Here is a 22,035-nt window from a genome sequence, read left to right as displayed (position 1 = left end):
ATGATTGCACGCGAACTTCTCGGCACCGCCCGCGTCCCCGATGGCGCCGAACTGCGCCTCTTCCGCCATGACCGTGACTTCATGATCGTGCTGGGTGGCAACGAACTGATGAGCACGCGCCAGAACGGGTCGGAGATCGCGCTTGCCACGCAGAGCATCGCGCGGATCGCCAAGGCACAGCGGCCGGCCATGCTCATCGGCGGCTACGGCATGGGCTTCACGCTGCGCGCCGCGCTCGAGAAGCTGCCGGCAGACGCGCAGGTGACGGTGGCCGAAATCGTGCCCGAGATCATCGCCTGGGCGCGTGGCCCCATGAAGGACCTCGAAGCGGGCTGCCTCGACGATCCGCGCGTCCGCCTCGTGATGACCGACGTGGCTGACGTGATTTCGGCCAATGCACTGTCGGTTGGCGGCACCGGCTACGATGCCATATTGCTCGATGTCGACAACGGGCCCGATGGGCTGGTGCGCGCGGCCAACAATCGCCTTTACACGATGCGCGGCCTGCGCACGGCGATGGATGCGCTGCGGCCCGGCGGCGTGCTGGCCATCTGGTCAGCCGCGCGTGATCCCAATTTCACGCAGCGCCTGAAGGCGGCGGGTTACGAGGTGGACGAAGTGGAAGTTCGCGCCCGCACCAACGGCAAGGGCGCCAAGCACGTGATCTGGTTCTGCAAGGCCGATTGAACAGCCAGGCCCAGGGGCACGATCGCTAGGCAAAGAAAAAGGCGCCGCGTGGCGCCTTTTTCCGCATCCTCTCCAAGATGCATTCATTGCAGCGTCCGGCTTATTCTTCCGGACCGCCACGGCCTGCGGCCTTGTCATTGCTGGCGTAAAGCGCGTCGCCCTTGCCCTGCATGTAGGGCAGCGGGTTCACAGCTTCGCCCGAAACGCGGACTTCATAATGAAGGTGCGGGCCAGTCGAACGGCCGGTCGAGCCGACGTAACCGATGATGTCGCCCTTGCGGACCTGCTGGCCTTCGGCAACGGCGACACGCGACATGTGGCCATAGCGCGTTTCCATGCCGCCACCGTGGTCGAGCCCGACGAACAGGCCATAGCCACCGAACCAGTCAGCCTTTTCGACAACGCCATCGGCGCTGGCGCGGATCGGGGTGCCGGTGGGGGCGGAAAGATCGATGCCCTTGTGAGCGCGACGGCCGCCGAGCACCGGATGCTCACGCATGCCGAAGTTGCTGGAGAGGCGGGTGATCGCCACCGGGACCAGCGAAGGAATGGAAACCGAAGCCTTGCGGAAGGTGGTGGGCTTCGACGAAGGCAGGATGCCATTGTCGAGCTGCTGCCAGCTGGCGAAGAGGCGGCGGAATTCTTCATCGCCACGATCGGCCGAAACGCCTGCCTTGGCAGCTTCGGCGGCGCGAAGCGGGGCGGCGATGTCTGCGGAAGCGGCGCTATTGGCGAATGCCGGAGCGGAGGAGAATGCAACAACTGCCGTAAGGGCGCTGAAGACAGTCTTGAAGGTGTTGGTGTTGAACAACATTACGACCCGTACGACCTTTTTCTTTCCGTCGATCTTCGGCCTTTCAAGACCGTTCGGATCGGCGGCGATAAAACCCCCAGAGCGAACCCGATTGTTGGCAGCAGGCAGGATGAAAACCCGCTGCCTCGGAATTTTTTGAGAGTTGGTCGGAACCCCCCGCCATCTCGTGATTTGGGTATGCGGGGGCAGTTACTGGCAGGCAACCCCTGCCATCATTTCGCGCGACAAACCGGCTGATCGACGCGCCGAGTCGTTGAACGGTGGCTTAACCATGCCCCGGAAGTGGCGCTCGACCAGCACTTTCCAGTAGCTTGCGGGGGATTCGCTGCGCTTTTCGCACAGTGCGGCGAAATGAGTTGTGCCGAACCGCACATGGCGAATTTCGTCGTCAACGATTCTTTGCAGTATCCTTGCCGAACGCTCGTCGCCCGCAGCCATGAACCGGTCGACCGTCGCCGGTGTGACGTCCAGCGCGCGCGCTTCGAGCACCATCGGCACGACAGCCAGCCGGGCGGCAACGTCATGTGCCGTTTCACGAGCGGCATCCCACAAGCCGTCGTGGGCCGGCATCGCGCCGTAGAAGCTGCCCAATGTGCGCAGCCGCCGCGCGATCAGGGCAAAATGCATGGCTTCGTCCGCCGCGACCGAAAGCCAGTCATCCACGAACTGCCGCCCCATTTCGGCCCCGAAGCGTCCCGCCGCATCAAGCGCAAGATCTATGGCGACGAATTCGATGTGGGCCAGCGCATGGAGCAGCGCTATGCGCCCGCGTTCCGATCCGCGCCCGCGCTTGGGCATCTCGGCGGGCGGGAGAAGCTCGGGCCGGGCAGGGCGTCCCGGTACGTCCGGCATTGCCACGTCGAAAACGAAGGCAAGTTCCCCCGCCCGCCAGCGCCGCACCACGTCGCGGGTCTTCATGACCTTGTCGGTCGGCTCTGCCGTGAGCATCGCATCGCGGATGGCGGCGGCGAGCGTCGGGGTGTTCATGGCGGTCCGGTTTTTTTCTGCAGGGAAAGTGGCCGCGCCCTGATCACAAAGCCTTGGCGGCGGCAAGCACTTCCTCGGCGTGCCCCTTGACCTTTACCTTGTTCCACACCTGCGCGATCCTGCCGTCCGGGCCGACCAGATAGGTGGTGCGCTCCATGCCCATGTAGGTGCGGCCATACATCGACTTTTCCGTCCAGATGCCCAGCGCATCGGAAACGCCGCCTTCTTCGGCATCGCTGGCCAGCGGGACGGTCAGACCGTGCTTTTCTGTGAACTTGGCGTGCTTCTTGGGCGGGTCCTTGCTTACACCGAGCACCGCGATCCCGGCCGCTTCGAAATCGCCGTGAAGCGCGGAGAAATCCTTGTTCTCGGTGGTGCAGCCGGGCGTATCGTCCTTGGGGTAGAAGAACACGACCAGCTTCCTGCCGGCAAAGTCCGATGCCTTCACGCTGCCGCCATCGGGCGTGGTCATCGCGATGTCGGGGAATGCCTCGCCCGTACCGATCCGTTCGCTCATCCTGCAATCTCCAGTTCGATGTCAAAAACCTGTTGCCACGCCGCTGCCACGTCGCGACGCGCCTGCAGCACGGCGGCAAGCAGGGCGTCCCAGTTATCGAGGCCGCATGAGGACGCCACGATGCCGCGGCTTGCCTCGGGCGGATACATGCCATCAGGGGCAACCAGCCGCACAACCACCAGCAGCCGTGCCATCAGATCGTGCGCCGCGCGCAAGGCCGCGGGCAGGTGCCCTCCATCCACGAGCAACTGCACCGCCTCGCCCAGATCGGGAACAAGGGCAACGTGATCGCGCAGCTGCAGGAAATGGACGATGAATTCGAGGTCAACCAGCCCGCCCCGCGCCAGTTTGACGTCGAGCGGCCCCTTGGCCGGTTTGTGCGCAGCCATAGTGCCGCGCATCTCGAGAACATCGGCTTGCAACCTTGCCGCATCGCGCGGACTGTCCTGAACGCGGGCGATGATCGCGCCCAGCGCAGCGCGGTCCTGCGGTGTGCCGAACAGCGCTCGCGCCCGGCACAGCGCCATGTGTTCCCACGTCCAGGCATCCTCGCACTGGTAGCGCTCGAAGCTGTCGAGGCTGACCGAGATCGGCCCCTGCGCCCCCGAAGGCCGCAGCCGCGTATCGACTTCGTAAAGGGCGCCCGCCGCTGTCGGCACCGAAAGCGCGGCGATCACCCGCTGCGCCAGCCGGTTGTAATAGAGCGTGGCGCCAAGTGGCCGGCGTCCATCGGACTCGGCGGCATGGTCGCCGCTGAACAGGAACACCAGATCGAGGTCGGACGCATGGGTCAGCGCCGCCCCGCCGAGGCGGCCAAGGCCCAGTATCGCAAGATTGCTGCCGGGCACCCGCCCATGGTTCTGCGCGAACTCCTCGGTGGCGGCACGTCCCAGCACGTCGATGGCTGCTTCGGCCACGCGGCTCAGCGCCGCCGCCACTTCCAGCGGATCGCGCTGCCCTTCGACGAGTTGCACGCCCAGGGCAAAGCGCATTTCGCCCACCCGCACGCGCACGGTATCAAGCAGGCGCTGATAATCATCGCCAGCCTCGCCGCGTTCCAGTTCGGCGGCAATCTCGGCCACCGCGCCGGGCAGGTCGAAGGCTGACCGGTCGATCAGGATGTCGAGCAGGTCCGCCCGCCGCGCAAGCTCGTCGGCCAGCGTCGGGGCGTGGGCCAGAATGCGCATCACCACCGAAAGCAGTCCGGGCCGCGCTTCGAGCAGGCGGAACACGTTGATCGCGGTTGGCAGGCCGGCCAGCAGATGCTCCCAGCGCAGCAGCGCGCGGTCCGGATCGGGCGCTTCGCACAAGGCGCGCAGCAGTTGCGGGCGGATGCGGGCAAATGCTTCGCGCGCCTCGGCCGAGCGCAGGCAGCGATACTGGCCGCCTTCCCAAGCCTCCACCCGCGCCGCAAAGGCATCGACTACCGGATCGGACTGGTCCGGAATTGCCAGTACCGGCACCGCACCCGTGGGCGCATAGGTCTCTATCAGCGCGTCGAAGCGGCGACCGACCGTGTCCGAGATCGCGGTCAGTTCCGCAATCAGCGCCGCCCCGTCGGCCAGCCCGTCGAGCCGCGCCACGCTGTCGAGCGCCTGCGCGTCGGTCGGCAGCGAATGGGTCTGCTGGTCGGCGACCATCTGCAGCCGGTGCTCCAGCGTCCGCAGCCGGTCATAGCTTTCGCCCATGACGGCAGCATCTTCGGCCCCGATAATTCCTGCCTGCGCCAGCGCATCAAGGCTTGCGCGCGTGCCGCGCAGCCGCAGCGCCGGATTGCGCCCGCCGTGGATCAACTGGTGGGTCTGGGCAAAGAACTCCACCTCGCGAATGCCGCCGCGCCCGCGCTTCAGGTCATAGCCCGGCCCGATCGCCTGCCCTGCCGAATAATGGTCGCGGATGCGCGTGGTCAGGCGCCCGATCTCGGCAATGGCGCCGAAATCCAGGCTGCGCCGCCACACGAAGGGGCGGATCGTGTCGAGGAAGGCCTGCCCTGCCACCACATCGCCCGAAGATGCGCGCGCCCGGATGTAGGCCGCGCGCTCCCACGCCAGCGCGCTGGATTCGTAATGCGTGATTGCCGCCTCGAATGGCAGGGCGAGCGGGCTGACTTCCGAGGCCGGACGCAGCCGCAGGTCGACGCGAAACACGTAACCCTCGTCGGTCACTGCCGACATGATTTCCATCAGCGCCCGAGCCACGCGCTGCGCCGCCTCGGCCGGATCGTCGCGCTCGCGCCTGGGCAGGACGTCGGGATCGTAAAGCAGGATCGGGTCTATGTCCGACGAGTAGTTCAACTCCTGCGCGCCGTGCTTGCCCAGCGCGATGGCCGAAAACCCGGCGGGCTCTGCCTCTACCGTGCGCCGCCGGATCGCCCCGGCAATCGCCGCATCGAGCGACCGGTCGGCGAAGTCCGAAAGCTCTGCCACCACGCGGTCCAGCGCAAAGGCGCCTGCCAGGTCGCCGATTGCCACAACCAGCGCCAGTGCCAGCCGCTCGCGTCGCAGGGCAGCGCCAACGTCGTGAGCGCCATCGCCCGCCACCTTTGCCATCGCCAGCGCCTGCTCGATTTCACCTGCTGCGAGCAATGCTTCGATCTCGGGCAGGCGATCGAGCGCACGCGACAGGAACGGCGAATGCGCGCGCGTGCGGCCAAGGACGTGGACAAGGTCGGTCATCGTCCCAAGCGATGCCCGCAAGCGTGCCGCGCATCAAGCCGCCTTGCGATGCGAAGGCACCTCTGCCAGCAAAGTGGCAACCGTCTCTTCCGGAGCAGAATCATCATGCGTCGCAACTGCTTGACCATCGCTGCCGCGTCCCTCCTTGCCCAAGCTGGTGCTGCCCTTGCAGCACCGGTCCCGCCCGTGGACGAGGCGCTGCTGCGAGACATGGTCAAGAGCCTCGCTGCTGACGACCTCGCCGGCCGCAGCCCCGCCAGCGCCGAAGAGGCAAGGACGCTCGACCTGATCGTTGCGCGCTTCAAGGCCGCCGGCCTCGAACCCGGCAACAAGGGTTCGTGGTTCCAGGATGTGCCCACCGTCTCGATGACTGCCAAGGACTTCTCGGCCCTCACCATCGCGGGCGGAGCCACCCCGCTCACCTTCGCTCATGGCACGGACTTTGTCGCCGGCAGCTATCGCGTGAACCCCAAGACCGCCGTGAAGGACAGCGAACTGGTCTTCGTCGGCTATGGCATCAATGCCCCGGAACTCGGCTGGAACGACTATGCCGGGCTCGACATGAAGGGGAAGACCGCGGTCATCCTGGTCAACGATCCCGACTATGCGATGGAAGGGGAGGATGGGCTCTTCCGCGGCCGCCGCATGACCTACTATGGCCGCTGGACCTACAAGTTCGAGGAAGCCGCGCGGCAGGGCGCAACCGGCGCACTGATCATCCACGATACCTTCCCTGCCGCCTATGGCTGGAACGTCGTCGAATCGAGCTGGACCGGCGAACAGCACTTCGTCGCCACGCCCAACGACGGGGCTGACCAGACCGCATTCAACGGCTGGATCCAGAACGGCGTGGCGCAAAGCCTGTTCAAGGCGGCAGGCAAGGATCTTGGCGCGATGGTGAAGGCCGCCGGGCAAAAGGGGTTCAAGCCGGTGCCGCTGGGCCTCAAGGCCAGCCTTTCGTTCGCCAACGCCATCACCCGCTCGACCTCGCGCAACGTGGCGGGGCTGCAGAAGGGCACGACCGCGCCGCAGGAATACGTGCTCTATTCGGCCCACTGGGACCACCTCGGCCACTGCAAGGCCGACGCCAGCGGTGACGACATCTGCAATGGCGCGGTCGACAATGCCACCGGCGTCGCTGCGCTTGCCGCGCTTGCCGAAATGAACCGCAAGGCTGGACCTACTCGCCGCAGCCAGGTCTACCTTGCCTGGACGCTCGAGGAATCCGGCCTGCTCGGCTCGGAATACTATGCCCGCAACCCGGTCTTCCCGCTGGCGCAGACGGTTGGCGGCGTGAACATCGATGCGCTTTCGCCCGGCGGCCCCACGCACGACATCGCCGTGACCGGCGGCGACAAGTCCGAACTCGCCGCGATCCTTGCCAAGGTCGCCGGCGATCTCAGGCTGAAGACCGGGCCGGAAGACGCGCCCGAGAAGGGCTACTACTACCGCAGCGACCACTTCAGTCTCGCCAAGCGTGGCGTGCCGATGTTCTATGTCGAACGCGGCGTCGATCTGGTCGAGGGCGGTACGGAGGCCGGCAAGAAGGCGGCCGAGGACTATGTGGTCAATCGCTACCACCAGCCCAGCGACGAATATTCCGCCGATTGGGACATGCGCGGCATTGTGCAGGACGTGGACCTCTTCTACCGGCTCGGCCGCACGCTGGCCGAAGGGTCGGACTGGCCGAACTGGAACGCCGGTGACGAGTTCCGTGCCATCCGCGACAAGAGCCGCGCCGGAAAATAAGGACAACGTTTCCCATGACCTCGCACTTCCGCATGCCGCCTGAATGGCACCCGCAGGACTGGCTGTGGATCGGCTTCCCGCACCTGGCAGAGGAATGGTCAGGAGTCATCGACCGGGCGCAGGAACAGATCGCCGCCTTTGCCAGCACCGTGGCGGACAGCGGGCAGGAGGTGCGGCTGGTGGTGCGCGATGCCGCCAACGAGATGCGCGCCCGCTCGCTCGTCTCGGCCGGCGTCAAGATCGAACGGCGCACTTATGGCGATGTCTGGCTGCGCGATACGGGGCCGCTCGTGGTGCTGGACGGACAAGGGCCCGAAGCCGCACAGCGCGAAGCCAGGCTGTTCGGCTTCAATGGCTGGGGCGAGAAGTACCTGATGCCGGGCGATCAGGAAATCGGCGCAGACCTTGCCGCTTCGGCAGGCTTCGTCGCGGGTGCGAAGGCGGACTGGATCCTTGAAGGCGGCGCACTGGATGGCGATGGCACCGGCCTTGTCGCCACGACCGAGCAGTGCCTGCTCAATCCCAACCGCAACCCGCACCTGACGCGCGCCGACCTTGAAATGCGTCTTGATCGCGACCTGGGCTATGACCGCGTGCTATGGCTGGGCGATGGCCTGATCAATGATCACACCGATGGTCACGTCGACAATCTCGCCCGGTTCGTCGGCCCCAATCGCCTGGCCTTGCCACGCGCCACCGGGCCTGACGATCCCAACGCCGCGATCTATGCCGATGCCAGGGCGCGCGCCCTGGCCGCAGGCGTCGAGGTCGTCGAAGTGCCCTCGCCGGGCCGCGTCGAATGGGGCGATATCGTGCAGCCCGCCAGCTACATGAACTTCGTGATCACCACGAACCTTGTCGTCGTGCCGATCTTCGGCTCACCCCATGACGAGGATGGCGTGGCAGCGATTGCCGAACTGTTCCCCCACCGCGCAACGATCGGCCTGATGGGTGATGCCGTGCTGGCCGGCGGTGGCGGATTCCACTGCGCCAGCCAGCAAATGCCCAGCCTGTAAGCGTCAGCCCTTCATCGCGGCCTGAAGCTGACCGATGATCACCTGGCTCTGCTCGGCCCCCGATTGCGGGGCAAAGTCGCCGGCGCGGTCGGAAATCTGGCTCCAGTGCGCGGCGAAGCCTTCGACCGTGCGCTCACCCTGCGGCAGCAGCACGCCCTTGTTCATCGTCACCCATGCGCCATGGTAGGCACCGCCGCCCGCACCGACGATGGCGTTGGTCGGCGCGTCTTCGGAAACGAGGAATAGCGCGGCAGGAACGACGTTTTCAGGCCCGAACAGCTTGAACGCTTCTTCGGGGAAGATGTCCTCGGTCATGCGCGTGGCGGCAACCGGCGCCAGCGTGTTGACCTTGATGTTGTTCTTCGCTCCTTCAAGGTAAAGCGTCTTGGTCAGCCCGGCGAGGCCGAGCTTGGCCGCACCATAGTTGGCCTGGCCGAAATTGCCGAACAGGCCGGTGGACGATGCCGTCATCAGGATGCGGCCATAGTTCTGTTCGCGCATCAGGTCCCAGCATGCCTTGGTGGCGAAGGCCGAGCCGATCAGGTGGACCTTGACCACCATCTCGAAGTCAGCCGGGTCCATCTTGGTGAAGCTCTTGTCACGCAGGATGCCGGCGTTGTTGATCAGCACGTGGACGCCGCCCCAGCGCTCCTTGGCCTTGGCGACCATCTCGACCATCTGCTCGTATTCGCTGACCGAGCCGCCGTTCGACATCGCCTCGCCGCCCATGGCCTCGATTTCCTCAACCACCTTGAGCGCGGCATCGGAATGGCCGGTGCCATCGCGTGAACCGCCCAGGTCGTTGACCACGACCTTGGCGCCGCGCCGGGCGAGTTCGAGTGCATAGGCTCGGCCAAGGCCGCCGCCTGCTCCGGTGACAATGGCCACGCGGCCTTCGAACGAAATGCTCATGTTCGGTCTCTCCAGGGCCCGGCTAACCGGGCGATTAACATTGATGTCAGCGATGCCACGCCGCGCCCGGCAAGGCAACGGGTCAGCGTTGCCGCAACATTTGCGACAAACCGGCAAGAAGGCCGTCAATAAAATGTAACACAACAGACATATTTGGCCGCAAGCCCACCGCTCAAGGATTCGCCATGAAGCTCGTCACCTGCGTCTCGATCACTGCCCTTGCCTGTGCTGCTGGCTGGGCCATACCGGCCGAGGCCGCGACTTCCACCGGCGATCTTGCCACCCTGCAGGCGCAGCTGCAGCAGATGCAGGCGCAGATGCAGGGCCAGATGGATGCGATGGCTGCAATGCAGGCACAGATCCAGGCGCTGCAAGGGCAACTGGCCGAAGCCAAGGCGAAGAGCGATGCCATGGCAAGCGCTGTTGCCGCTCTTCCGGCGCCGACCGTATCGGCCAAGCCGCCGGTTGCGATAACCTGGGATGGTGGCCCCAAGATTGAATCGCCGGCGGACCCGAAGAATCCCAAGGCCGGAAAATGGAGCTTCAAGCCGCGCGGGCGCCTGCAGATCGATACCGCATCGGTTTCGGCGCCTTCCTCGATTGGCAGCAAGAGCCTTGGCCTCGCCACCGAATTCCGCCGCGCCTATTTCGGCTTCGATGGCACGATCCCCGGCAACTTCGGCTACCGGATCGAAGCCGATATTGCCAACAGCAGCATCGATCCGACCGACGTCTATCTCAACTACACCGGCATCAAGAACCTGACGCTGACGATCGGCCAGCACAAGCCGTTCGAATCGATGGAGGACACCGAGTCCGATCTGTTCACCAGCTTCATGGAACGCGCCTCGTTCAATACCGCCTTCGGTTTCGAACGTCGCCTCGGCCTTTCTGCGCAGTATCAGAAGGGCATCGTTCTGGCGCAGGTCGGCGTGTTCACCGACAACGTGACCGATCTCAATGCCGATACCGACAACAGCTATTCGATCGACAGCCGCTTTGCGCTGCAACCCAGGCTGTTTGGCGGACAGGCCCATATCGGTGGTTCGGCCCACTATCACGACCTGAACGACAGCAGCGCTACGGTGCGCTATCGCGCGCGCCCGTTCACCCACACCACCGACATCCGCTTTGTCGATACCAAGGCGATCAGCGCGCTTTCGGAAACGAATTATGGCGTGGAACTGGGTTGGACCGGCGGTCCGGTGCACTTCACCGCAGAATCGCAGTGGATGAAGGTCAACCGTCCCGGCGTCATTGCCGACCCGACCTTCAATGGCGGCTATGTGGAAGCGGGCGTGTTCCTCACCAAGGGTGACACCTTGCCCTACAAGGCGAGCGAGGGCACCTGGACGCGCATCAAGCCGAAGAACGGCGTCGACAAGGGCGGCATCGGCGCGGTGCAGGTCAACGCGCGCTATGACTGGCTCGATCTCAACGACAACGGTGTGCTCGGAGGCCGGCAGGAACTGGTCGGCGCCTCGCTCCTCTGGGTGCCGACGGACTACGTGCGTTTCATCGTCGACTACGGCCATCTCTGGCTGAGGGATGCAGCCGTCGCTGCAGGCGTTAACCGCAATTATAACGCCGACGTCATCGGCATGCGCGCCCAGTTCGATTTCTGAGGCGCGATGACACAGAAAGGCCCGCCGTTCCTGTGGGAGCGGCGGGCCTTTCTCGTTTCCGGGATCGCGATCAGGCGATCCGTGTCACCCAACCGTGCGTGTCGGCGATCTCGCCACGCTGGATGCCCACTAGCCTTGAACGCAGTTTCTGGGTCAACTGCCCGGGCCCGCCCGATCCGATCACGAACTCGCCGTCATGGTTGGCGACCTTGCCGACAGGCGTGACCACGGCAGCCGTGCCGCAGGCAAACGTCTCGATCAGCTTGCCCGAAGCGGCGTCGGCCTTCCACTGGTCCAGGCTGTAGCGACCCTCGCGCACGGTCAGGCCTTCTTCCGCAGCCAGCGTCAGCAGGCTGGAACGGGTGATGCCGGGCAGGATCGTGCCGGTGAGTTCAGGCGTGAGGATCGAACCATCGTCAAACACGAAGAACAGGTTCATGCCGCCCAGTTCTTCCACCCACTTGCGCTCTGCCGCGTCGAGGAACAGCACCTGGTCGTGCCCGCGCGAAAAGGCTTCGGCGGTGGGAACAAGCGATGCTGCGTAGTTGCCGCCGCACTTGGCCGCTCCGGTGCCACCGGGCGCGGCGCGGGTATAGTCCGATACCCAGATCGACACCGCTGGCGCGCCCGACTTGAAATAATTGCCGGCCGGGCTGGCGATGACCATGAACTTGTACTGCCGCGCCGGGCGCACGCCGAGGAAGGCCTCGCTCGCGAACATGAACGGGCGCAGATACATCGAGCCGCCCTCGACCGTCGGGAACCAGTCCTTGTCAGCCAGCACCTGCTGCCGCACGGCTTCGACGAACAGCTCTTCAGGCAGTTCGGGCATGGCAAGGCGGCGGGCCGAGGCGTTGAAGCGCTGGGCATTGGCCTCTGGCCGGAACAGCGCGATACCGCCGTCCGCAAGACGATAGGCCTTCAGCCCTTCGAAGATTTCCTGCGCGTAATGCAGCACGGCTGCAGCGGGATCGAGCGCGATCGGGCCATAGGGAATGACGCGCGCATCGTGCCAGCCTTCGCCTTCGGCGTAGTCGATCTCGATCATGTGATCGGTGAACGCGGTACCGAATCCGGGGTTCGCCAGCACTTGCGCCCGCACGTCCGCAGCAACCGGAGCCGGGTGCGCGTTGCGGGTGAAGGTCAGGCTGGTGGTTTCGGCGGTGCTCGCCATGGGGAGGCAGTCCTTGCGCTAGAATCGAAGATGCAGCGCCGTGAACTATTGTTGCGCGAAAGGCAAGCGGAATGTAATAAATGTGAAGGGCCGCGTCGGTCAATCCGAGCGGCCCTTCGCATGGTCAGCGGCCGGAAGTGCCGCCCACGAAGCCTTTATCGCTTAAATCGAAACTCAGCGATAATGCCTCGCGCGGGACTGTACCGACCTCTCTGCTGAACCATGAGACATCGGATCACCTCCTTTCGCGCTGTTGAGCCAAAGTCGCAGGTTTTGGGCCTGCTGGGCCGGGAGTGCGTTTGCTCTTCGACCTTGACCTCAATGTGATTCATCCGCGGACAAACAACAAGTCTTGCGCGAAAAAAATTTGCCGTCAGAATTGCCGCTTCGCGCTCGCGGAAATGGTGGCTGGTGAAACTACTGCCATCGCTTTTCCGGCCTGCGTCGCCGGTGGCAGAATCTGTGCCCAACCTCGCCGCGACCTACCCTGGACCTGCCCCTGACCTTCGCTCACCTGCGGCAGTCTTCGATGACCCTTCCCACTTCTGCCCAGGCGGGAAGGTACAGCGTCGGCAACCCGTTCACTTCCACCGAGAAACGTCCACGGCTGAAGGCCATTGCATCGAGCAGGGCATCGCGCACGGGCAGGGCGGTGACAAGCTGCGGCTGCCCTTGTGGCGCGGGGTCTGCCGAAAGGGCGCGGGTCTCGCTGGTGGTCGCGACTGTCATCGGCAGGGCCACGCTCGACGTGCCGGTGCGCAGCAGGCTGATCGTTCCCGCGCTGCGGTTGCAGGCCATCGCGAACAGGGTGCCTTGCGGGCTGCCAAAGCGGGCAATGCCGGGCTGATAGGTCCAGTCGCCGGCCGTCTGCGGGGCATCGCGCCAGTCCTTGGGCGCAGTGGCCGCGGGGGCGGGTGGCGGGGGGGCAGGTGCCGGGCGAGGCGCTGGAGTTGGTGCCTGGGGCACGACCGTGGGCGCGGCGCAGGCCGAAACCATGAGCGCGAGGACACTGGACAAAACGGGGCCGGAGAGCGAGGCGCGGTTGATCTTCATGGGCCAGTTATGGAAGGAACCTGCCATGACCTCAACCCGCACCCCCAAACAGAAAGCCAGAGTGGATCAGTTGCTGGTCGAGCGGGGCCTTGTCGAAAGCCGCGCCCGCGCACAGGCGCTGATCCTTGCGGGGCTGGTGTTCTCGGGGGAAACCAAGATCGCCAAGGCAGGCCAGCCGCTTGCCAGCGATGCCCCGCTCGACGTTCGCGGACGCGACCATCCGTGGGTTTCGCGCGGTGGGATCAAGCTGGCGCACGCAATAGCGCACTTCGGGCTCGACCCGGCGGGCGTCACCGCGATGGACATCGGCAGCTCCACCGGCGGCTTTACCGACGTGCTGCTGCAAGGTGGTGCCGATCACGTCTTTGCGGTGGATTCGGGCACCAACCAGCTTGCCTGGAAGCTGCGGCAGGACCCGCGCGTCACCGTGCTCGAACAGACCAGCGCACGCATCCTGACGCCGGCTCATATAAACCGGCCCGCGACATGGGTGGTCTGCGATGCAAGCTTCATCGGCTTGCGCAAGGTGCTCGAGGTGCCGCTGGCACTGGCGGCGCGGCCGACGCGGCTGGTGGCCCTGATCAAGCCGCAATTCGAGGTGGGCAAGGCCGAAGTCGGCAAGGGCGGCGTGGTGCGCGATCCAGCCTTGCATGAACGGGTGTGCGACGAGATCCGCAATTGGCTGGAGGGTGATGGCTGGGACGCGCAGGGGATCGTCCCCAGCCCGATCACGGGGCCGGAAGGAAACGTCGAGTTCCTGATTTCAGCGGAACGAAACTGACTTATCCACCGTATCTGTCTCCGACCGGGATTGCGGTTGGATGGACTTCGCATTGCGCAGTGTCTCGCACCCCGCCAATATCCACGGCGAATCGCGCTTTTCTGCGCTTAACCAACGGGTGCCATGAACTACCTCGCTTCTACCGGCCAGCTCCGCGCCAGCCTTCTGCGCTGGGCGCTGTTCACAATTCCCCTGATCGTTGCGCTTGGCTTTCTTTCAGGGCAGGCCGCGGGTAGCGGGCCGGGCAACCCGTGGTTCGACGATCTGGTCAAGCCCTCGATCTATCCGCCACCGGCAGCCTTCGGGATCGTGTGGTCGGTGCTTTACCTGCTGATGGGCCTGGCGCTGGCGATGATCCTTTCAGCGCGCGGGGCACAAGGCAGGGGGCCTGCCGTTGCCGCTTGCGTCGTCCAGCTTGCGATCAACCTGGCCTGGTCTCCGGCCTTCTTCGCCTTGCACCAGATCACCGTCGCCTTCTGGATCACGGTGGCGATGGCGGTGATGATCGTCGTCACGATCGTCCTGTTCTGGCGGGTGCGGCCGGTGGCAGCGATGCTGCTGGTGCCCTATCTTGCCTGGGTGTGCTTCGCATCGGTGCTGACGTACGAGTTTGGGCGGCTGAATCCGGACGCCGACGGGGCCTTCGGTTCTTCGCGTCCCGTGCGCGTGGAAATCTGATTTCACCATTCGGCCACTTGCAGGAGCCACCTGCACCGACCAAATAGGTGCCGCGTTCGCCATTATGGCCGAGCGCGAGAGCAGGACCCAAGCCCATGCAGAGTGAAAACCCGATGATCGCCGATTTCGTCAAGCTGCTGAACAGCGCTGCCGGAACAATCGCGGGCATGGGACGCGAAGCGGGCGAGAACGCGCGCGAGAAGGCCAAGGAAGTGTTCGGCGGGCTCGATTTCGTCAGCCGCGAGGAGTTCGACGCGGTCAAGGAACTGGCTGCCACCGCCCGCGAGGAAGTCGAAGCGCTCAAGGCCCGCATTGCCGCGCTGGAGGCTGGCCAACAGGCGGCAGCAACCAATCAGGGCGACAATCTGGCGAGCTGAAGGCGCTTCCGGCGCAGGTTCGCCTGAAGGGTTCGAACCCGCCTGTCTTATTGAACTGCAGCGCGGCGAAAAAGCGGCTGGTTCAGCTTTCAAGACTGCGCGCGGTGGCGACCGGACAGCGGATGTGCCACCGCAGGCCAGTCCGCGCGTAATCAAGCGTCACCTCGGCCTCGAGACTGCGCGCAGGGATGTGCCGGATCAGGGTTGTGCCAAAGCCATGCCGCACCGGTTCGGCCACAACCGGGCCGCCCTGTTCGATCCAGTCCACGCAGAAGAACTGGTCCTTCACCTGCCAAGCGAGCTCGACCCTGCCGCCGGGAACGCTGAGTGCGCCGTATTTCAGCGCATTCGTGGCGAGTTCGTGCAGTGCCATGCCGATGATCTCGGCACTTCGCGGGCTTAGCGGGACCGATTCGCCTTTCACGCGGATCTGCGCCTGGCTGTCCCGGCCAAGGATTGCCAGCTGGGCCTCCACCAGTTCGTCCATCAGGATGGTCGACCAGCCTCGTTTGACCAGAAGATCCTGATTTGCCGACAGGCTCGCCAGCCGGCTTTCGAAACGCCTCAGGAATTCGACATCGTTGCTGCCCGAACGGCGGGCAAGCGCCTGCACCACGGCGAGCAGGTTCTTGGAGCGATGATTCACCTCCATCAGGAGCACGCGAATCTGCTCTTCCTTCTCGAGCATGTCGGTGACGTCGGTGTTGGTCCCGAACCAGTACAGGATCTCGTCGCCGCCATCGCGGATCGGCATGGCGCGAGACAGGAACCAGCGCCATTCGCCATCCTTGCTGCGTAGCGGGAAAGTGTCCTCCCATTCGACGCCGGACAGCATGCTCGTCTTGAAGTGTTCGGTCACGCGGGCGACGTGATCGGGATGGTGGACGACATCCCAGCCCCAGCCATCGGTCGATCCCTGGGGAACGCCGGTGTAATCGTACCAGCGCTGATTGTACCAGCCGATCGAGCCGGTCTTGTCGGCCACCCAGGCAAGCTGGGTAATATTGTCGGCCAGCATGCGAAAGCGCGCTTCGCTTTCCGCCAGCGCCTTCTGGCCCTGTACTCGTGCGGTGATGTCGCGTGCGATCTTGCTGGCGCCGATGATGCGGCCGGAAGCATCGACAATCGGCGAAATCGTCAGCGAAACGTGAATCGGCGTGCCGTCGCTGCGCTGCCGTACCGTGTCGAAACTCTGTACGCGATCCCCGCGCGCGATCCGGGCAAGGATGATATCTTCTTCGGTCTGGCGGTCATCCGGAATGAGCTTGCGGATCGACTGCCCTACCATCTCGTCTTCGCTGAAGCCGAAGATGCGCGTGGCAGCGGGGTTCCAACTCAGCACCGTTCCGGACAGGTCCTTGCTGATGATGGCATCGTCAGAAGATTGGATGATTGCAGAAAGATGCGCTTCGGCCAGCAATGCCAATTGCTCCGTTACGACCCCGCCCGGCTCCGACTGTTACGGATTGCCGGGCAGGATGCAACCACAATGGCGGCAGCGGTTATCGCAGATCAACCGCAAGCGGTTAGATCAAAGGCCCGCAGCGCGCAGGGCCTGGTCGAGATCCTCGATCAGATCGTCGGGATCTTCCAGTCCGACGTTGAGGCGCAGCATGCCTTCGCCCACGCCCATGTCGGCCCGGGTTTCCGGACCGACGCCATAATGCGTGGTCGACGCCGGGTGGCACATCAGCGAGCGCGAATCGCCGATGTTGTTCGAGATGTCGATCAGTTGCAGCGCGTCGAGCAAGGTGTGCGCCTGCTTCAGCCCGCCATCGAGGTGGAAGGAGAAGATCGTGCCGCCGGCCTTCATCTGCTTTTTCGCCAGTTCGTACTGCGGGTGGCTTGGCAGGTGCGGATAGAGCAGGCGGGGCACGCGGCCTTCAACGAAGCTGGCGACCTTGAGCGCATTCTCGCTCTGGCGGTGGATGCGCAGGTCCAGCGTCTCAAGCCCCTTGTGAACTACCCAGGCGTTGAAGGCGGCAATGTTCGGGCCGGTATTGCGCTGGAAGGGCAGGAGTACGTTGTTGATCCAGTCTGCCGAGCCGCAGACGGCGCCAGCCATGACACGGCCCTGTCCGTCCATCATCTTCGTGGCCGAATAGGCGACGACATCGGCGCCGAAGTCCATCGGTCGCTGCAGCGCGCTGGTTGCAAAGGCGTTGTCGACCACGGTGGTGATGCCGTGCTTCTTTGCCAGCGCGCAGACGAACTCGAGATCGACGACGTCCATCGTCGGGTTCGCAGGGCTTTCGAAGAAGAACACCTTGGTGTTCGGCTTGATGGCGGCTTCCCACGCTGCGTTGTCCGAGGCGTGGATCGTGGTGCCTTCCACGCCGAAGCGCGGCAGCAGGTTATCGACCAGCCAGCGGCACGATCCGAACGCGGCCTTGGCGGCAACGATGTGATCGCCTGCGGAAAGTTGGCAGAGCAGGGCGGTGGTCATCGCCGCCATGCCAGTGGCCTGCGTACGGCAAGCCTCGGCGCCTTCCATCAGGGCAATGCGCTCTTCCAGCATCTGCACGGTGGGATTTTGCAGGCGCGAATAGGTCATGCCCTCGGCCTCGCCGGCGAAGCGCGCGGCAACGGTGGCGGCATCGTCGTAAGTAAAGCCCGAGGTGAGGAACAGCGCCTCGGACGTCTCGCCCATTTCCGAACGCCAGGTGCCGCCGCGCACGGCCTGGGTTGCGGGGCGCCACTTCTGGGTGATCGAACGGTCCTGGCCTGCGGTGCGTTTCATGGCGCCTGCCTTAGTTTTCGCGCGGGCTTCGTGCAAGCGGCGGGATTGCGAAGCTGCGGCCGGCGGCTTATCGGTCAGCGCGCATGACGCCTCCGCATCAGACCCTTTCGCACCAGTTCCAACCCGCAGGGCAACAGCAGCGCGAGCGCGACCCGGCAATGTGGTGCGCGATCATTGCGGCGGGATTCTTCTTCCTTGTCCTGCATCGCCTTGGCATCCCGTCGAAGCCGATGTTCGACGAGATCCATTACCTGCCGGCAGCGCGGCGGCTGATCGACCTGACGGCGCGGCTCAATCCCGAGCATCCGCTGGTGGGCAAGCAGCTGATTGCCTGGTCGATGGAACTGATCGGCGATACCTCGTTCGGCTGGCGCTTCCCGTCCGCCGTGCTGGGTGGGATCGGGCTGTGGGCCATGATGCGCGGCCTGTGGTGGGCCAGCCTTTCGCGCAGCGCGACGATCCTGTTCGGGCTGCTGATCGCCACCGACTTCGTCTGGTTCATGATGTCGCGCATCGCGATTCTCGACATGGCGATGGCCGGGTTCATGGCGCTGGCGATCTGGCAATGGGCGCTGGCGTGGCGCAATCCCTCGGGCAAGCCACCGCGCGCGCGGCTGCATCTTGTGCTGACCGGCCTGTTCATGGGCCTTTCGCTGGGGGCCAAGTGGAACGGCGTGCTGCTGTTGCCGCTCCCGGGCCTGCTGTTCGCGTGGAACCGATGGGAAGCGCTGAAGGGCCGCAGGGCAGGACTGCTCTGGACCTCGCGCGGGTTCGGGCCGGTTCCCGGCGTGTCCCTGATCGAGGCGGCGCTTTGGCTCGGCGTGCTGCCGCTGCTGATCTATTTCACCACGTTCCTGCCGGCCTTCTACTACGAGAAGGACCCGCTTTCAGTGGGCAAGCTGTGGCACTGGCAGCAGTACATGCTGCAATTGCAGGACAGCGTGAAGAAGCCGCATACCTACATGAGCCGGTGGTGGCAGTGGATGGCGAACATCCGGCCGATCTGGTTCCTGTATGAAAACATCGACGGTGCGCAGCGCGGCGTGCTGATGCTGGGCAATCCCTTCACGATGCTGGCCGGGCTGCCGGCGCTGCTGTTCTGCGCGTGGGACGGGTTCAGGGGCAAGAGACTGCACCTGCTGGTCTTTGCCGCCTATGTTCTGCTGGTGGGCTTCTGGGCGGTGAACGGCAAGCCGGTGCAGTTCTACTACCATTACATGCTGGCAAGCTGCTTCCTGCTGGCTGCGTTGGCGCTGGTGCTGGGCGAGTGGTGGGACCTTGGCCTGCGCTGGCCGGCCAAGGTGACGCTGGTCCTCGCCTTCGGGCTGTTCATCGGCTTCTACCCGATCCTTTCGGCAGGGGAACTGCCGCGCAAGGATTCGTACCGGGACTACACCTGGCTCAATAGCTGGAAGTAACGCGCAGTCGCAGCCAGGCCGCCGTCGTCAGTGCGCCCAGTCCGGCCATCGCCATGTCTTTCTGCGCATCCCACAGGTCACCCTGCTGGCCGTTGTAGGCATCGGCATCAGGCCCGGCCATGAGGATGGTCAATTGCCATTCGAAGATCTCGTAGAGCGCACTGCCCGCCAGCACGAATTCGACCGCGATGTAGGTGGCAAGGGCGGGCGACAGGCCGCGATGGCGCGAAAGCCAGCAGGCGATGGGCCATGCCCACAATGCGCCGAAGCTGTAGTGGACGAGGCGGTCCCATGAATTGCGACCCAGACCGAGGGCATGATCGAACGACGGCAGGCCGATGGCGGCCAGCCAGCGTTCGTAAGGCACATAGGAATAGATGTAGCGCCCGCCGATCGTGTGGAGCGCCAGGAACAGGGCAATGCACGCCACCGCGCTGGTCGGCATCGGCCAGCGCCGCAGGGCAAGCCATAAACCGGCAACTATCGCGAGCGTCGGCAGGTTCTGCAGTGGGGCCAGCGCCGGATAGGGCGTGTCGATCAGGCTGAACAGCGCGCCGGTTGCGGCGAGCCCGAGCAAAAGTGCCTGCGGTCCCGGTATCCCCGCGACCGCGCGCAAATCAGTACTTGCCCCAGACGAAGCGCGAGGACAGCGCGAAGTTCCACACCGAGCCGAGCACGATGCCGACGATCACCGCGATAACATCATGGAAGCCGATGGTCTTGAGCACGGCGGCCGAACCGATGTTGGTGAGCAGGCCGAGCGAGCAGGTCAGCGCGAACTGGGCCCAGCCGCGCAGCAGCGGGCCAAAGCCGCGCAGCCGCTTGTCGGAATAGGTCAGTTCGTTGTTCAAGACGAAGTTGAAGGTCATCGCGATGATCGCCGCCAGCGTGTTGGCGGTGTTGAACGTCGCGCTTTCCGACCAGTTGCCATAGACGAAACGCTCGCCGGCGATGAGCTTGAGCAGGACCCACAGCGCGCCCAGCTGCACCGCAACGCCCATCGCGCCGACCGTGCCGAACAGCGCAAAACGGGTCGGGATGATGCGGCCAAGCCACTTGTCGTAAAGGCCCACGAGGAATTCGAACACCACGGTCTGGTCCAGCTTGCTCTCACCCTCGACCCGGGCGACGAAATTGAGGGGGAATTCCTTGACCTTGAGCGGGCGGTCGACCGTCGCAAGGATATCGAGCAGGATCTTGAAGCCGACGCCCGAGAGCCGGTGGGCATCCGCGCGCAAGGTTTCGGCGCGGAGCATGAAATAGCCGCTCATCGGATCGGACAGTTCGACCCCGGTGACCTTGTTGGCGATGCGATTGGCAAAGCCCGATGCCTTGACCCGGTCAGGACGGCCCCATTCCTCGGTGCTGGCGCCTTCGGCAAAGCGCGAGGCATAGGCGAGATCGTATTCGCCGCCCTGCACTGCGGCGAGCATCCTGGGCAGCAGTTCGGGATCGTGCTGCTGGTCGGCATCCATCACCGCAACGATCGGAGCGGCAGTGGCGCACATGCCCTCGATCGCCGCAGATGCGAGACCTCGGCGGCCGATGCGCTCGATCACGCGGACGCGCGGATCGGCGAGCGAAATGCGGCGCGCCTCGTCGGCGGTGCCGTCGGGGCTGTTGTCATCGACAAAGATCGCTTCCCAGGCCACACCCTGAAGTGCAGCATCGAGACGCGCGACCATGGGCGCGATGTTGGCGCGTTCACGGTAGGTCGGAAGGATTACGGCTAGCTGGAGCATCGGACGGGGCCTTTAGAGCCTTGCAAGCACGGCGTCACCTACTTCCGTCGTTCCGGCCGTGCCGCCAAGGTCGCGGCCCATCACGCCATCTGCGAGCGTCTTGGCCACGGCAGCTTCGATCCGGTCCGCTTCGGCGGCAAGGCTGAGCGAGTGACGCAGCAGCATGGCGGCCGACAGGATCGTCGCCATCGGATTGGCAAGGCCTTGCCCGGCGATGTCGGGGGCCGAGCCGTGGATCGGCTCGTAGAGGCCGAAGGTGCCATGGGCGGTCTGGCGCTCGCCCAGCGAGGCCGAGGCGAGCAGGCCGATTGAGCCGACGCACATCGAGGCCTGGTCCGAAAGGATGTCGCCGAACAGGTTGCCGGTCAGCACGACGTCAAACTTGCCCGGCGCGCGGACGAGCTGCATCGCGGCGTTGTCGACATACATGTGTTCAAGCGCGACTTCGGGGTACTCCTTGGCAACCTCGATCACCACGTCGCGCCAGAGCTGGCTGGTTTCAAGCACGTTGGCCTTGTCGACCGAGCACAGGCGCTTGTTGCGGCCCATTGCGGTGCGGAAGGCGACATGGGCAATGCGGCGCACTTCGCTTGTCGAGTACGACATCACGTCGTAGCCCTCGCGGTCGCCGTTGGCGGCGGTGCGGAAGCCCTTTTCGCCGAAGTAGACGTCACCGTTGAGTTCGCGCACGATGACCATGTCGATCGCGCCAGCCACTTCGGGGCGCAGCGCTGAGTGACCTTCAAGGCCTGCAAAGACCTTGGCCGGACGCAGGTTGGCGAACAGGGTCAGTTCCTTGCGCAGGCCCAGGATCGCCTGTTCGGGGCGCAAGTGGCGTTCGAGCGAGTCGCAATCGGGATCGCCGACCGCGCCGAACAGGATGCCGTCCGCAGCGCGGGCGATTTCCAGCGTTTCGGGCGGAAGGGGATGACCGTGGGCCTTGTAAGCTGCACCGCCGACCGAAGCTTCGGTCATTTCCACGTTGGAAAGCCCGAGCGCCTCGATCACGCGGACCGCTTCGCGCGTCACTTCGGGACCGATGCCATCACCGGGCAGAACCGCAATCTTCATGACTAACCCCTTCGTGCTT

At 64.8% G+C, this 22,035-nt stretch carries 20 protein-coding genes; 8 read left to right on the top strand and 12 right to left on the bottom strand.

The annotated features are described in order from the left end of the window. The gene (locus B9A23_RS08950; RefSeq protein ID WP_084278518.1) at nt 1-687 is read left to right on the top strand and encodes a spermidine synthase; all 687 of its coding nucleotides are present in this window, start codon (nt 1-3) and stop codon (nt 685-687) included. 100 nt (nt 688-787) lie between these two features. Here B9A23_RS08950 and B9A23_RS08945 read toward each other — a convergent pair whose 3' ends face one another. The 4 genes from B9A23_RS08945 to B9A23_RS08930 all read right to left on the bottom strand — a co-directional run bounded on the left by B9A23_RS08945 (nt 788) and on the right by B9A23_RS08930 (nt 5,701). Next, nucleotides 788-1,501 (bottom strand): M23 family metallopeptidase, encoded by a 714-nt coding sequence (locus B9A23_RS08945; protein WP_084278517.1) that lies wholly within the window; start codon nt 1,499-1,501, stop codon nt 788-790. A gap of 189 nt (nt 1,502-1,690) precedes the next feature. After that, nucleotides 1,691-2,488, bottom strand: a complete 798-nt coding sequence (locus tag B9A23_RS08940; RefSeq protein WP_084278516.1) for a ferritin-like domain-containing protein — start codon at nt 2,486-2,488, stop codon at nt 1,691-1,693. Nucleotides 2,489-2,531: 43 nt separating this feature from the next. Then, entirely contained in the window at nt 2,532-3,005 is a 474-nt protein-coding gene (locus B9A23_RS08935) for a peroxiredoxin (RefSeq protein WP_084278515.1), read from the bottom strand. After that, complete coding sequence (locus B9A23_RS08930; RefSeq protein ID WP_254895055.1) at nt 3,002-5,701, bottom strand: bifunctional [glutamine synthetase] adenylyltransferase/[glutamine synthetase]-adenylyl-L-tyrosine phosphorylase; 2,700 nt, start codon at nt 5,699-5,701, stop codon at nt 3,002-3,004. The genes B9A23_RS08935 and B9A23_RS08930 overlap by 4 nt, the downstream gene beginning before the upstream one ends. An 84-nt stretch (nt 5,702-5,785) precedes the next feature. Here B9A23_RS08930 and B9A23_RS08925 point away from each other — a divergent pair, with 84 nt between their 5' ends. After that, nucleotides 5,786-7,429 carry a M28 family metallopeptidase gene (locus tag B9A23_RS08925; protein ID WP_084278513.1) on the top strand — a complete coding sequence of 548 codons (1,644 nt, stop codon included), beginning with the start codon at nt 5,786-5,788 and terminating at the stop codon, nt 7,427-7,429. A 14-nt stretch (nt 7,430-7,443) separates the two neighbouring features. Next, nucleotides 7,444-8,445 carry an agmatine deiminase family protein gene (locus tag B9A23_RS08920; protein ID WP_084278512.1) on the top strand — a complete coding sequence of 334 codons (1,002 nt, stop codon included), beginning with the start codon at nt 7,444-7,446 and terminating at the stop codon, nt 8,443-8,445. A 3-nt stretch (nt 8,446-8,448) separates the two neighbouring features. On the opposite strand, the gene B9A23_RS08915 is transcribed toward B9A23_RS08920, so the two are convergent. Next, on the bottom strand, nt 8,449-9,357 hold the full coding sequence (locus tag B9A23_RS08915; protein ID WP_084278511.1) for an SDR family NAD(P)-dependent oxidoreductase: 909 nt from the start codon (nt 9,355-9,357) through the stop codon (nt 8,449-8,451). Between the two features lie 185 nt (nt 9,358-9,542). Between B9A23_RS08915 and B9A23_RS08910 the strand changes: the two genes are divergently transcribed. Continuing rightward, nucleotides 9,543-10,982, top strand: coding sequence for an OprO/OprP family phosphate-selective porin (locus tag B9A23_RS08910; protein ID WP_084278510.1), 1,440 nt, complete (start codon nt 9,543-9,545; stop codon nt 10,980-10,982). A gap of 70 nt (nt 10,983-11,052) precedes the next feature. Here the strand turns inward: B9A23_RS08910 and B9A23_RS08905 are convergent, their stop codons facing one another. Next, nucleotides 11,053-12,156 (bottom strand): branched-chain amino acid aminotransferase, encoded by a 1,104-nt coding sequence (locus tag B9A23_RS08905; RefSeq protein WP_084278509.1) that lies wholly within the window; start codon nt 12,154-12,156, stop codon nt 11,053-11,055. A gap of 510 nt (nt 12,157-12,666) precedes the next feature. Further along, complete coding sequence (locus B9A23_RS08900) at nt 12,667-13,209, bottom strand: hypothetical protein (protein WP_084278508.1); 543 nt, start codon at nt 13,207-13,209, stop codon at nt 12,667-12,669. Between the two features lie 25 nt (nt 13,210-13,234). On the opposite strand from B9A23_RS08900, the gene B9A23_RS08895 reads away from it, so the two are divergent. The 3 genes from B9A23_RS08895 (at nt 13,235) to B9A23_RS08885 (ending at nt 15,045) form a co-directional block, all read left to right on the top strand. Then, entirely contained in the window at nt 13,235-13,990 is a 756-nt protein-coding gene (locus tag B9A23_RS08895) for a TlyA family RNA methyltransferase (RefSeq protein ID WP_139797391.1), read from the top strand. 123 nt (nt 13,991-14,113) lie between these two features. Beyond that, on the top strand, nt 14,114-14,668 hold the full coding sequence (locus B9A23_RS08890; protein WP_084278506.1) for a TspO/MBR family protein: 555 nt from the start codon (nt 14,114-14,116) through the stop codon (nt 14,666-14,668). Between the two features lie 95 nt (nt 14,669-14,763). After that, nucleotides 14,764-15,045 carry an accessory factor UbiK family protein gene (locus tag B9A23_RS08885; RefSeq protein WP_084278505.1) on the top strand — a complete coding sequence of 94 codons (282 nt, stop codon included), beginning with the start codon at nt 14,764-14,766 and terminating at the stop codon, nt 15,043-15,045. 82 nt (nt 15,046-15,127) lie between these two features. Here B9A23_RS08885 and B9A23_RS08880 read toward each other — a convergent pair whose 3' ends face one another. Both B9A23_RS08880 and B9A23_RS08875 read right to left on the bottom strand, forming a co-directional pair. Continuing rightward, nucleotides 15,128-16,465, bottom strand: coding sequence for a PAS domain S-box protein (locus B9A23_RS08880; RefSeq protein ID WP_084278504.1), 1,338 nt, complete (start codon nt 16,463-16,465; stop codon nt 15,128-15,130). 111 nt (nt 16,466-16,576) lie between these two features. After that, entirely contained in the window at nt 16,577-17,785 is a 1,209-nt protein-coding gene (locus B9A23_RS08875; protein ID WP_084278503.1) for a trans-sulfuration enzyme family protein, read from the bottom strand. Nucleotides 17,786-17,868: 83 nt separating this feature from the next. On the opposite strand from B9A23_RS08875, the gene B9A23_RS08870 reads away from it, so the two are divergent. After that, nucleotides 17,869-19,203, top strand: a complete 1,335-nt coding sequence (locus tag B9A23_RS08870) for a phospholipid carrier-dependent glycosyltransferase (RefSeq protein WP_084278502.1) — start codon at nt 17,869-17,871, stop codon at nt 19,201-19,203. Here the strand turns inward: B9A23_RS08870 and B9A23_RS08865 are convergent. Genes B9A23_RS08865 through leuB form a run of 3 tightly spaced genes read right to left on the bottom strand, consistent with a single transcriptional unit; the run spans nt 19,187 to nt 22,016 of the window. Next, nucleotides 19,187-19,819 carry a DUF2238 domain-containing protein gene (locus B9A23_RS08865; RefSeq protein ID WP_084278501.1) on the bottom strand — a complete coding sequence of 211 codons (633 nt, stop codon included), beginning with the start codon at nt 19,817-19,819 and terminating at the stop codon, nt 19,187-19,189. The genes B9A23_RS08870 and B9A23_RS08865 overlap by 17 nt on opposite strands. Before the next feature lies 1 nt (nt 19,820). Beyond that, a complete protein-coding gene (locus B9A23_RS08860; RefSeq protein WP_084278500.1) occupies nt 19,821-20,945 on the bottom strand; it encodes a glycosyltransferase in 1,125 nt (374 codons plus the stop codon). Nucleotides 20,946-20,957: 12 nt separating this feature from the next. After that, on the bottom strand, nt 20,958-22,016 hold the full coding sequence (leuB, locus tag B9A23_RS08855; RefSeq protein WP_084278707.1) for a 3-isopropylmalate dehydrogenase: 1,059 nt from the start codon (nt 22,014-22,016) through the stop codon (nt 20,958-20,960). Between the last annotated feature and the right edge of the window lie 19 nt (nt 22,017-22,035).

The organism is Novosphingobium sp. B1 (assembly GCF_900176395.1).
GTDB lineage: Bacteria > Pseudomonadota > Alphaproteobacteria > Sphingomonadales > Sphingomonadaceae > Novosphingobium.
Note: the sequence above shows the minus strand (reverse complement) of the source record. Positions and strands in the feature narration are given on the sequence as shown.

Excerpts from the sequence above, each read along its gene's own strand:
- B9A23_RS08950 (WP_084278518.1), top strand. The coding sequence starts at position 1 with ATGATTGCACGCGAACTTCTCGGCACCGCCCGCGTCCCCGATGGCGCC.
- B9A23_RS08945 (WP_084278517.1), bottom strand. The coding sequence starts at position 1,501 with ATGTTGTTCAACACCAACACCTTCAAGACTGTCTTCAGCGCCCTTACG.
- B9A23_RS08940 (WP_084278516.1), bottom strand. The coding sequence starts at position 2,488 with ATGAACACCCCGACGCTCGCCGCCGCCATCCGCGATGCGATGCTCACG.
- B9A23_RS08935 (WP_084278515.1), bottom strand. The coding sequence starts at position 3,005 with ATGAGCGAACGGATCGGTACGGGCGAGGCATTCCCCGACATCGCGATG.
- B9A23_RS08925 (WP_084278513.1), top strand. The coding sequence starts at position 5,786 with ATGCGTCGCAACTGCTTGACCATCGCTGCCGCGTCCCTCCTTGCCCAA.
- B9A23_RS08920 (WP_084278512.1), top strand. The coding sequence starts at position 7,444 with ATGACCTCGCACTTCCGCATGCCGCCTGAATGGCACCCGCAGGACTGG.
- B9A23_RS08915 (WP_084278511.1), bottom strand. The coding sequence starts at position 9,357 with ATGAGCATTTCGTTCGAAGGCCGCGTGGCCATTGTCACCGGAGCAGGC.
- B9A23_RS08910 (WP_084278510.1), top strand. The coding sequence starts at position 9,543 with ATGAAGCTCGTCACCTGCGTCTCGATCACTGCCCTTGCCTGTGCTGCT.
- B9A23_RS08905 (WP_084278509.1), bottom strand. The coding sequence starts at position 12,156 with ATGGCGAGCACCGCCGAAACCACCAGCCTGACCTTCACCCGCAACGCG.
- B9A23_RS08900 (WP_084278508.1), bottom strand. The coding sequence starts at position 13,209 with ATGAAGATCAACCGCGCCTCGCTCTCCGGCCCCGTTTTGTCCAGTGTC.
- B9A23_RS08895 (WP_139797391.1), top strand. The coding sequence starts at position 13,235 with ATGACCTCAACCCGCACCCCCAAACAGAAAGCCAGAGTGGATCAGTTG.
- B9A23_RS08890 (WP_084278506.1), top strand. The coding sequence starts at position 14,114 with ATGAACTACCTCGCTTCTACCGGCCAGCTCCGCGCCAGCCTTCTGCGC.
- B9A23_RS08885 (WP_084278505.1), top strand. The coding sequence starts at position 14,764 with ATGCAGAGTGAAAACCCGATGATCGCCGATTTCGTCAAGCTGCTGAAC.
- B9A23_RS08875 (WP_084278503.1), bottom strand. The coding sequence starts at position 17,785 with ATGAAACGCACCGCAGGCCAGGACCGTTCGATCACCCAGAAGTGGCGC.
- B9A23_RS08870 (WP_084278502.1), top strand. The coding sequence starts at position 17,869 with ATGACGCCTCCGCATCAGACCCTTTCGCACCAGTTCCAACCCGCAGGG.
- B9A23_RS08860 (WP_084278500.1), bottom strand. The coding sequence starts at position 20,945 with ATGCTCCAGCTAGCCGTAATCCTTCCGACCTACCGTGAACGCGCCAAC.
- leuB (WP_084278707.1), bottom strand. The coding sequence starts at position 22,016 with ATGAAGATTGCGGTTCTGCCCGGTGATGGCATCGGTCCCGAAGTGACG.